The 1,253-nt window shown below is 63.0% G+C and carries 1 protein-coding gene; it reads left to right on the top strand.

The window, feature by feature from the left end; translation table 11 throughout:
• Positions 1-548: 548 nt before the first annotated feature.
• On the top strand, positions 549-914 hold the full coding sequence (locus CHB86_RS24085) for a hypothetical protein (protein ID WP_089235661.1): 366 nt from the start codon (positions 549-551) through the stop codon (positions 912-914).
• Positions 915-1,253 lie beyond the last annotated feature (339 nt).

The following is a 1,253-nucleotide window of genomic DNA, read 5'->3' as shown; positions in this document are numbered from 1 at the left end:
GAAAGAGACACGACCTGCGACCACCGGCTGCCCTATGTGCGGTGGTCGCATCCCCCCGGCCGGATCCGCGCAGGACCGCCCGGAACGGCTCCTCATCAGCGACACCACGAAACCCGGGGCGCGCGATGCGTCGCCGGATGCTTCGGCTGTTCGAACAGGGGCTGCTCGGCGCGGACGCGACGAACGCGACACTCCCAACACTCAATGTGCGACATCCGCTCGAAGGAGCCTGGATTTTCCCGCCCTGCGGGTTCGTAGATTGGGCGCCAGCCAACTGCCGTCCGAACATAGCTCACGCCGACCGGAGTGGACGGCGATGACTGCCTGAAATCCCGACAGGAATGGCGGATTGAAAACTCAAGGCCAACTCGGGCAAGCTGCTACAGGTCGGCTAGGTGGAGGAAGATGGACCAATGAAACGCTCCCTGCTCTAGGTTGCGCTCTGCGCCACGGCGTCCAAGGCACGCAACGCCACGAATGTCTTTCTGGTTCACAATGCCCATGACCGCAGGAGACCAGGTGACACGGAGCGGCACGGTCGGTCCTTCATGATCGCAATGATCCGCGACCTGCAACGGGACGACGATGGGCGGTGGCTCATCCAGTTCGACGAGTTCGCCGAAACCAGCGACACCTTCCACTGGCCAGGTTACCGCAACCCGGTGACCTACATGAACGAGCAAGACGTTCTAGATCAGGTCCAGATCGGAGAGTGGGAAACGATGCCCGATGTGCCGTTCGAGACAGCGCAGACCATCCGTCGCGGAGACGATGCTTCTGCTGCTCGGATCGCGGAACGTGACGCACAGCGGCGCAGCGCCAAGGAGCAGCCAGCACCCCGCCGGACTTTCGGGCAGGTGCTGGAGGATCACCGGGCGCAGATCGCGGAAGAGCTCGGCATCGACACCTCCTAGGTCAAGATCACTGTCGAACTGTAGCAGAAGGCTACGGAGGACGACTGTGGTCGGCTAGATGCAGCGCCAGTTGGTCCGGTTGCTATCAGGCGCATTTCAACTGCTGGTGCGGTCGGCGAGTTGCGGGCTGCGGGTTTGTCGATCCTAGGTACGTGGGGCGACGTGGCGCTGGTTGACCGTCAGCACGGACGCCGGTGCCCACGCGCGCGAAAGGACGGCGGCTGCGCTGGCAGGGATGTTTGAGTGAGAACGGCGGTGAGAAAGTCGGCCACGGTAGCGGCGGGATGACCCTGCTGCGGGCGGCGTAAAAGTCGTCCACCTTTGCCCTTCTTGATTTGA

Source organism: Tropicimonas sediminicola (genome assembly GCF_900188335.1).
Taxonomy (GTDB): Bacteria; Pseudomonadota; Alphaproteobacteria; order Rhodobacterales; family Rhodobacteraceae; genus Tropicimonas; species Tropicimonas sediminicola.
The sequence above is the reverse complement of the archived record's forward strand: the minus strand, read 5'-3'. Positions and strand labels throughout refer to the sequence as shown.

Coding starts and splice junctions, on each gene's coding strand:
- CHB86_RS24085 (WP_089235661.1), top strand. CDS start 549: ATGATCGCAATGATCCGCGACCTGCAACGGGACGACGATGGGCGGTGG.